This window comes from Sulfuricurvum sp. (genome assembly GCF_022759005.1).
Lineage (GTDB): Bacteria > Campylobacterota > Campylobacteria > Campylobacterales > Sulfurimonadaceae > Sulfuricurvum.
The window spans coordinates 1-7,515 of record NZ_JAEMQA010000065.1; the positions used below are offsets into that span (position 1 = coordinate 1).

A 7,515-nucleotide genomic window follows, 5' to 3' on the forward strand; every position below is an offset into this window, starting at 1 on the left:
AACTCCTATTTTTTTCTCATCATAGCTGACATTGGAATTTACAGAAAATATTTTAGGCTATCAGTAACGTCTCATGATTTTCTCACATTAGAACTATAAAATTCGATTGATTTTATAATAGAGGAAATTACAATGAAGTGGGGTGCAGTTATTTTCATCACATTTTTATCTTTGTCTCTTTATGGTGCAATGGGGTCATCTGTAAGTGTTCCTGTGCGTGAGCATTTAAAATATACATTCGGAACGTATAAAAATCATACAATCCAAACTATGGACAAGGATCAGTATTACAAATCAATTGCACCGATGAAAGAAGATAAGATTCGTACGCATCTTATACAAGAGGGGTATAGTGTCCGCGAGATTAAGCTAAGGGATATTGCTTCTGAATTAGTCTATCAAGTATATGTTACAGATACGGCGGCAAACCATTTACGCCTTTATGTGGATCCGAGCAATGGGTCAATTTTAAAAACGGAAACATTACAATGAAATTGAAATGGGCATACAGTTTAGTATTGATCCCTTTTTTGGGGCATGCGATCAGCTTTAACGAATTGACCAAACGTGCATCTGAAGTGTCGGAAGAGATCATAGAATCCAATGGACGGGCAAATGCTATTGATTTCGAAAAAGCTTCGGCGTTGGCGAGTGACCCGTTGAGTATTGAAACATCTGCACGAAAAATCAAAGCGGATAATACCAATGACAGCGGTACAGAATACGGTTTTATGCTTGATTATGCATTTAAGCTTCCTTCGTTTCAATCAGCTAAATCGAATGAATTTGATGTGCAAAAAAAAGGGATAGAGTACGAAACCTATACTCGAAAAGGGCTGCTGCAAGTTGCGTTAAAAAGGGGATGGCTTTTGTATCAGTTAGAGTATCAAAGAAGCCTCATCTTGAGTGAAAAACGTGATTTTTCCTATCAAGCCTTTCAAATCGGAGAGAAAAAGTTCAAAGCCGGACGGTTGTCGCAGCTGGAGCTTTTACGTTTAGAAAATGAGTATCAAAGTACTCTGCAAGAGCTTGCAGCCGTATCGATGGAAGCCGAACACGCACAGCACTATCTCAAAGAAGTGGTTATGTCGGATCAAGAAGTGATGGTGGATGATTTGAATTTCGCATTTATATCTTCTGTAGCGTTGGAAGAGCGTTTGAAAAAAGCACCGTTATTGAAATCGCTTGATCTTCGTATCGATGGATTAAATGCTCAAATCGCTACACTGCAACATTCGAAGATTGAATCGTTTTCAGTGGGAGTTGGAATGACTCAGGAACCTATCCAGAACAGTTGGGATGTACGATTGACGATACCTTTGGCCATCAGCAGTAAAAACGAAAATAAGATAGCTGCATTGATGAGCGAGCGGAGTGCTTTGGTCAATGTACGAGACGTGATCCGGCAAAAACTGCAATTAAGCGTTCAGGGACTCTTCGAGCATTTGAAAGAGCGGGAAGAAAACATAAAAAAATTAGCTGACAATGAAAAAAAATACGAAACACTCTTTACGATGGCGCACAAAGGGTATGAGGGGGGAGTGATCGGGCAGTTTGAGTATTTGGCGTCTAAAAATGCTTATTACGATGCCCGCTTGCGCACATTGCAGATGAAACAAAATTACATTGAAGAGATGGCAGTTATTGAAGAAAAGATAGGGGAGATTTGGTAATGAAAAAAAGTATTTTTTTGCTCATGATCGCTACAGCGATGATGGCAGATATAAAAATGAGTGATGCTCAGATGAAAAAGATGGGGATCGTGGTTCAACCGGTTCGAGAGATTAAATCAGAAGCTATGGGGCCTTTTATCGGAGCGTTTGATTATAACGATAAAGGAGCCCGAAACTATACCCTGAGTTCAGAAGCAACGGTCGCGGAATTGATGAAACAAACCGGTGATACGGTCAAACAAGGTGAAGTAATTTGTACCATTGCCTCTTCCGAACTTCTTGCAAGCAGTTATGAACTCAAAGATCTACGCAACCGACTCAAACTAGCTCAAGAATACGCCAAAAAAGATCAAGCTTTGTATCAAGACGGGGTTATCTCATTACGTGAATCGCAAAAAAGTGCATTGGAGGTTATGAGTTTAAAAGCGAAAATCGGAGAAATAGAGAATCGTTTTGTTTTCTCCGGTGCGGATATCTCTCCTAAAAACGGGATGATGTTTGCTATACGCGCTCGTCAAAGCGGCATACTCGCACACGCCCCCCTAAAAGCAGGAGAAAAAATTGAGCCCTTTATGCCCTATTTAAAAATAGCGCGAGCAAATGCATTGAGCACTTACATAAAGATTCCGCCAAAAATGATCGGAAGTATTCAAAAAGGGGCTGCGGTCATGGATAAAACCGGTAAAGAAGTTGGAAAAATTACTGCAATATCATCCGGTGTCGACACAATGAGTAATTCTGCAACCGCTATCGCCGTATTAAATTCAAATAATAACTATCGAGCGGGGACGTCAGGAGAATTCTATATTGCTTCCGTACAAACGGATAAATGGATATTGCTTCCTACGTCATCGGTAACAAAATACAAAAAAAATGACATCTGTTTTGTCAAAAATGCCAATGGATTTACACCCCAGATCGTAGAGGTTCAAAAAACCTACAAAGATCATGTTGCGATCAAACCCTCAGGGTTAAATTCAACCTCCAAAGTAGCGACGGATGGGATCATTACCCTTAAAGGGGCATTGAACGGCTTGGGATTTGAATAATGATTAACTCTATTATTGAATTTTCTCTCAAACAGCGTCTGATTGTTATTCTTCTCTCCTTAGCGCTTTTCGGGTACGGAATATACTCATTTTATAAAATACCGATTGATGCATTCCCCGATATTTCCTCTACACAGGTCAAAATTATCTTGAAAGCGCCGGGAATGACTCCCGAAGAGGTGGAAAATCGTGTTGTAAAACCTCTAGAGGCTGAGTTATTGGGGCTGGAAAATGAAAAGCTTCTGAAAAGTACCTCTAAATATGCGATTGCCGATATCACTATCGATTTCAATGACGGCTCCGATATCTATCGTGCCCGCGCTCAGGTTGCTGAAAAACTTGCATCCCTTTTGCCGACGCTTCCAAGTGGTGTTGAGGGGGGGATGGCACCGATTACGACCCCTTTGGGTGAAGCATTCATGTTTACGATTGAAGGGAATGTGAGCCAAAAAGAGAAACGGGAACTGCTTGATTTTGTCATCCGTCCTGTTTTGCGGGGAGCAAAAGGGGTGGCAGATGTGAATGCTCTGGGCGGCGAAGCGCGTGCAATCGTCGTGCAACCTGATTATACCGCAATGCGTAATTTGGGAATCCCTTTGAGTCTTCTCAAAGAGACGTTGGAAAAAAACCTCAAAAATGACGGTGCAGGGCGTGTTGATGCAAGTGAAGAGAGCTATTTGGTCAAAGTACAAAGCGGTGTAAAAGATGCCGGTGAAATTGCCAACATTACCATTCATTCCCATAGCGGTCCGATCCGAATCGGGGATTTTTGTGAAGTTCGAGATGATGCCCGTACGCGATTGGGATACGTCACAAAAGACGGTGTCGGAGAAGCGACAGAAGGATTGATCCTCACACTAAAAGGGGCAAATGCCCAAGAGACTATTGCGCAGATTAAAGAACGATTGGATCAGCTTAAATCGCAACTTCCTGCAGGTGTGAAAATTGTCCCGTTTTACGATCGAAGTAATCTGATCGAAAAAGCGGTCGGTACCGTGTCAAAAGCATTGGTAGAAGCTATTGTGCTAGTTATCGTTTTGTTGATGGTTTTTTTAGGTGACGTACGTGCTGCGATTGCAGTTAGCGTCATTTTGCCGTTTTCCATTGCGATTGCTTTTTTATTGATGAAGTATTTTGGGCTAAGCGCCAATCTGATGAGTTTGGGCGGGTTGGCGATAGCTATCGGTATGTTGGTTGATTCTGCGGTTGTAGTCGTTGAAAATTCTTTTGCCAAATTAAGTGAAAACAACACCTCTTTGCCAAAATTGCATCAAGTATACCGCGCAACTCAAGAGGTGAGCACGGCTGTTTTTAGCGGTATTTTGATTATCGCCGTGGTATTTTTGCCGTTATTGACATTGGAAGGGCTGGAGGGCAAACTATTTGCGCCTGTCGCCATGACGATTGTTTTCGCACTGTTCGGATCTCTTCTTCTCTCATTGACACTCATTCCGGTTGTGAGTTCATTGGTATTGAGAAGTACCCCGCACAAAGAGACCTTCATCGGAAGCTTTTTTGCTCGCTTGTATGAACCGATGCTTGATTTTGCATTGAATCGTACAAAACTCCTTTTTAGCGGTGCTGTTGTTTTTTTGATTATTAGCTTTACATTATTTGCATTTGTGGGAAAAAGCTTTATGCCGACGTTGGATGAGGGGGACATTGTTTTAGGAATCGAGACTCCGCCTTCGATTTCCCTTGAAAAATCCAAAGAACTGAATCTTGCGGTACAGCGTACACTGATAGAAAACATTCCGGAAATCAAAACCATTGTCGCACGTACCGGATCGGATGAACTCGGGTTGGATCCTATGGGGTTGAATCAAACCGACACGTTTATCACGTTGAAGCCGCAGACTGAATGGCAAGCTAAAAACAAAGAAGAGATCAAAACCAAGATTCAAGAATCGCTCAAAAATTTCCCCGGCATCAGTTTTAGCTTTACACAACCCATTGAGATGCGTATCTCTGAAATGTTAACCGGATCACGTGGGGATTTGGCAATCAAAATTTACGGGAACGATATTGATACATTGAACGCATTGAGTCAAAAGATTGCTGATGTGTTGGGTGAGGTAAAAGGATCGTCAGAAGTTTTTACAACGCTTAACGAAGGGGTAAGTTATCTGAGTGTAAAACCCAATCGCACTGAATCGGCAAAGACCGGTGTAGATACAGCTGAGCTGGAACTTTTTTTGAAAACGGCTTTGGAGGGAGTTACGATTGATGAGCTATCTGTAGAAAATACGAGAATTCCAGTTCTCATGCGATTGGATAGTGAAGTATCGCAGGATATGGAGCTTTTTAAATCGTTAGAACTCCCTTTAAGCGATGGGTTTTCCGTACCGATTTCGAGTGTGGCTCAAATCGAAACGAGTGAAGGTGCTTTGAAGGTCGATCGAGAAAATGCCAAACGATACAGTACGGTTCGGGCCAATGTTGAGGGACGTGACCTGGTTGGTTTTGTCGAAGAAGCGAAACAAAAAATCAATACGAATGTCAAACTTCCAAATGGATACACCATCGTCTATGGAGGACAGTTTGAAAACCAACAGCGCGCTGCCGCAAAATTGATGACAGTGATCCCGATTAGTATCGGTATAATTTTTCTGATTTTATTCTTTACATTCCGTTCGGTAAGCTCAACGACCCTTATTTTGCTCAATATCCCGTTTGCCGTTACAGGGGGGATTATTTCGTTGTATTTCAGCGGAGAGTATCTCTCGGTACCGGCTTCAGTCGGGTTTATTGCTCTTTTTGGGATAGCTGTGCTTAACGGTGTCGTGATGGTGAGTTATTTCAATACGTTGCTGGGAAGCGGTTATTCGATCGACGATGCCGTTGCTGAGGGTGCACGCAGACGGCTTCGACCGGTTTTGATGACGGCGTTTATCGCTGCGTTGGGATTGCTGCCATTGTTATTCGCAACGGGTGTGGGAAGTGAGATCCAAAAACCGCTCGCCATTGTTGTATTGGGAGGATTGGTGACATCGACGATTTTAACGCTTTTGATTCTTCCGCCTGCATTTAAAATGATCTACAAAAGAGGCAAATGATGCATTTAACGAGCATGGATATTTATTTTGAGATTACTAATAAAGATATTTTAGTTGATTTATTATTGGAGGAAGGTTATGATGATTTTTATTTTTTCCCTTGCAAACGATACAGTGCCGGAGCCTTTTTGATTAGCGCTGAGGAACAGGTGAGTGCGAGACGGGATTTTGGATTATTTCGTCTTTTTTTGCATAAGACGGAAGCCATCGTTCTCTCAGGAGTCATCAAAAGGGAACTAAAAGATAAAACTATCAAAATATTTCTGAATGAGCTAAAAGAGCTATAAATGCGGATACTAATTGCTGATGATGAACCGGAACTTCTTGAATTATTAAAACTTTCTCTACTCAAGGAAGATTGGATAATTGATACAGTTGATGATGAAAAAGAAGCCAAGACGTATTTGGATGCTTATACATACCAGATTTTTATTGTAGATCGAACATTTCATGGAAAAGATTGTGTACGCGATTTGATTAGCTACGGAAAACATAAAAATTCTTTAATGGGAATTTTGGTGCTCAGTGCATTGGGGAATATAGATGAAAAAGTCCAAGGACTTGAATACGGTGCAGATGATTACATGGAAAAACCATTCGATATAAAAGAACTTAGAGCAAGATTGATCGCTTTATCTAGACGTTATGTACCAAAAATAAAAATATTTGAAAATATTGAGATTGATGGATATGCTAAAAAAATAAAAAAATCTGGAGATGAAATTCTTCTCAGTAGTAATGAACAAAAGCTATTTTTTTATCTTTTGGAGAGAGGAGGCGTTGTTTCGCGTGATGAGATAATGGATGCGCTTTATGATAACCCACAAAATATTACTTCAAATTCTATTGATGAACTGATTGGGCGTATACGTCGTAAACTAAATCCTAGTATTATTAAAACGATTAAAACACGAGGATACATGATTGCAATTTAATTGGGCGAAGTCGTTAAAGTTTAAAATTGTTCTTGTCTTCGCTATTGGACTAGGTGTTGCATTTAGTATAAATTTAATCATTGCTATAAAAACTATTCATTCTCAAAAAGAAGAGGATGTAGAAAAAGTATTGACACATCTTCTTGTTGAAAGTAATGATGAATATATCCATTCGGTATTGACACCCTCAAGTGACCTAAATTTTCTTTATAGTATCCCGCATAATATAATGATTATATCGGATTCTGAAGTAAATCAGCTCCGTTTTATCATCTTGACGAATCCGTATAGAACAAATAACCGGTTTGTTGCAGCATCTATCAAACTGAGTAACAATTATTACTTGAATGCAATTAGTGATCATGAAAAAATTGACACAGCTACTTATAAATATGCTCAGTTATTGCTGCTCCGTTATGGGATCTCGTTAGTAGTTATTTTGTTCATTGTTATCATCGCCCTTGATTATTATATGCGACCATTAGAACAACTGGTAGTGAAAACAAAAATGTGGAAACGTGAGGCTCCTCTTGATTTTGTTTTGGATGATGCTTCTACAGAAATCAAAGAAGTTTCGAGCGCTTTTGCTGTTTTGGTAAAGCGGTTAGAATCATACCGTTTGAAAGAAACGGAGTTATTCAAAGAAGCTGCTCATGAACTTAAAACTCCATTAGCTTTGATGAGATCGAGATTAGACGTATATGAACAATCGGATCAATATGAAAAAAACAAATTTATTAGTGAGTTGAGCAAAGATTTAGATCGATTAACGACAGAATTAAAAAGTGTTTTATTTTTAGAA

7 protein-coding genes are annotated in these 7,515 nt (G+C 40.1%); all 7 read left to right on the forward strand.

Going from position 1 to position 7,515, the window contains the following annotated elements:
• Positions 1–132: 132 nt before the first annotated feature.
• On the forward strand, positions 133–492 hold the full coding sequence (locus tag JHC35_RS04325) for a PepSY domain-containing protein (protein WP_295042352.1): 360 nt from the start codon (positions 133–135) through the stop codon (positions 490–492).
• Entirely contained in the window at positions 489–1,673 is a 1,185-nt protein-coding gene (locus tag JHC35_RS04330) for a TolC family protein (protein WP_295042354.1), read from the forward strand. The genes JHC35_RS04325 and JHC35_RS04330 overlap by 4 nt, the downstream gene beginning before the upstream one ends.
• Positions 1,673–2,722 (forward strand): efflux RND transporter periplasmic adaptor subunit, encoded by a 1,050-nt coding sequence (locus tag JHC35_RS04335; RefSeq protein ID WP_295042356.1) that lies wholly within the window; start codon positions 1,673–1,675, stop codon positions 2,720–2,722. The genes JHC35_RS04330 and JHC35_RS04335 overlap by 1 nt, the downstream gene beginning before the upstream one ends.
• Positions 2,722–5,778 (forward strand): efflux RND transporter permease subunit, encoded by a 3,057-nt coding sequence (locus JHC35_RS04340; protein WP_295042358.1) that lies wholly within the window; start codon positions 2,722–2,724, stop codon positions 5,776–5,778. Before JHC35_RS04335 ends, JHC35_RS04340 begins: the two co-directional genes overlap by 1 nt.
• Positions 5,775–6,065, forward strand: coding sequence for a DUF3240 domain-containing protein (locus JHC35_RS04345; protein WP_295042360.1), 291 nt, complete (start codon positions 5,775–5,777; stop codon positions 6,063–6,065). The genes JHC35_RS04340 and JHC35_RS04345 overlap by 4 nt, the downstream gene beginning before the upstream one ends.
• Positions 6,066–6,713, forward strand: a complete 648-nt coding sequence (locus JHC35_RS04350; RefSeq protein WP_295042362.1) for a response regulator transcription factor — start codon at positions 6,066–6,068, stop codon at positions 6,711–6,713. It abuts the gene before it with no gap.
• Positions 6,703–7,515 (forward strand): hypothetical protein (locus JHC35_RS04355; protein ID WP_295042364.1); only part of this gene is annotated, 813 nt, incomplete at its 3' end. The genes JHC35_RS04350 and JHC35_RS04355, both read left to right, overlap by 11 nt.

Excerpts from the sequence above, each read along its gene's own strand:
- JHC35_RS04340 (WP_295042358.1), top strand. The coding sequence starts at position 2,722 with ATGATTAACTCTATTATTGAATTTTCTCTCAAACAGCGTCTGATTGTT.
- JHC35_RS04335 (WP_295042356.1), top strand. The coding sequence starts at position 1,673 with ATGAAAAAAAGTATTTTTTTGCTCATGATCGCTACAGCGATGATGGCA.
- JHC35_RS04330 (WP_295042354.1), top strand. The coding sequence starts at position 489 with ATGAAATTGAAATGGGCATACAGTTTAGTATTGATCCCTTTTTTGGGG.
- JHC35_RS04325 (WP_295042352.1), top strand. The coding sequence starts at position 133 with ATGAAGTGGGGTGCAGTTATTTTCATCACATTTTTATCTTTGTCTCTT.
- JHC35_RS04350 (WP_295042362.1), top strand. The coding sequence starts at position 6,066 with ATGCGGATACTAATTGCTGATGATGAACCGGAACTTCTTGAATTATTA.
- JHC35_RS04345 (WP_295042360.1), top strand. The coding sequence starts at position 5,775 with ATGATGCATTTAACGAGCATGGATATTTATTTTGAGATTACTAATAAA.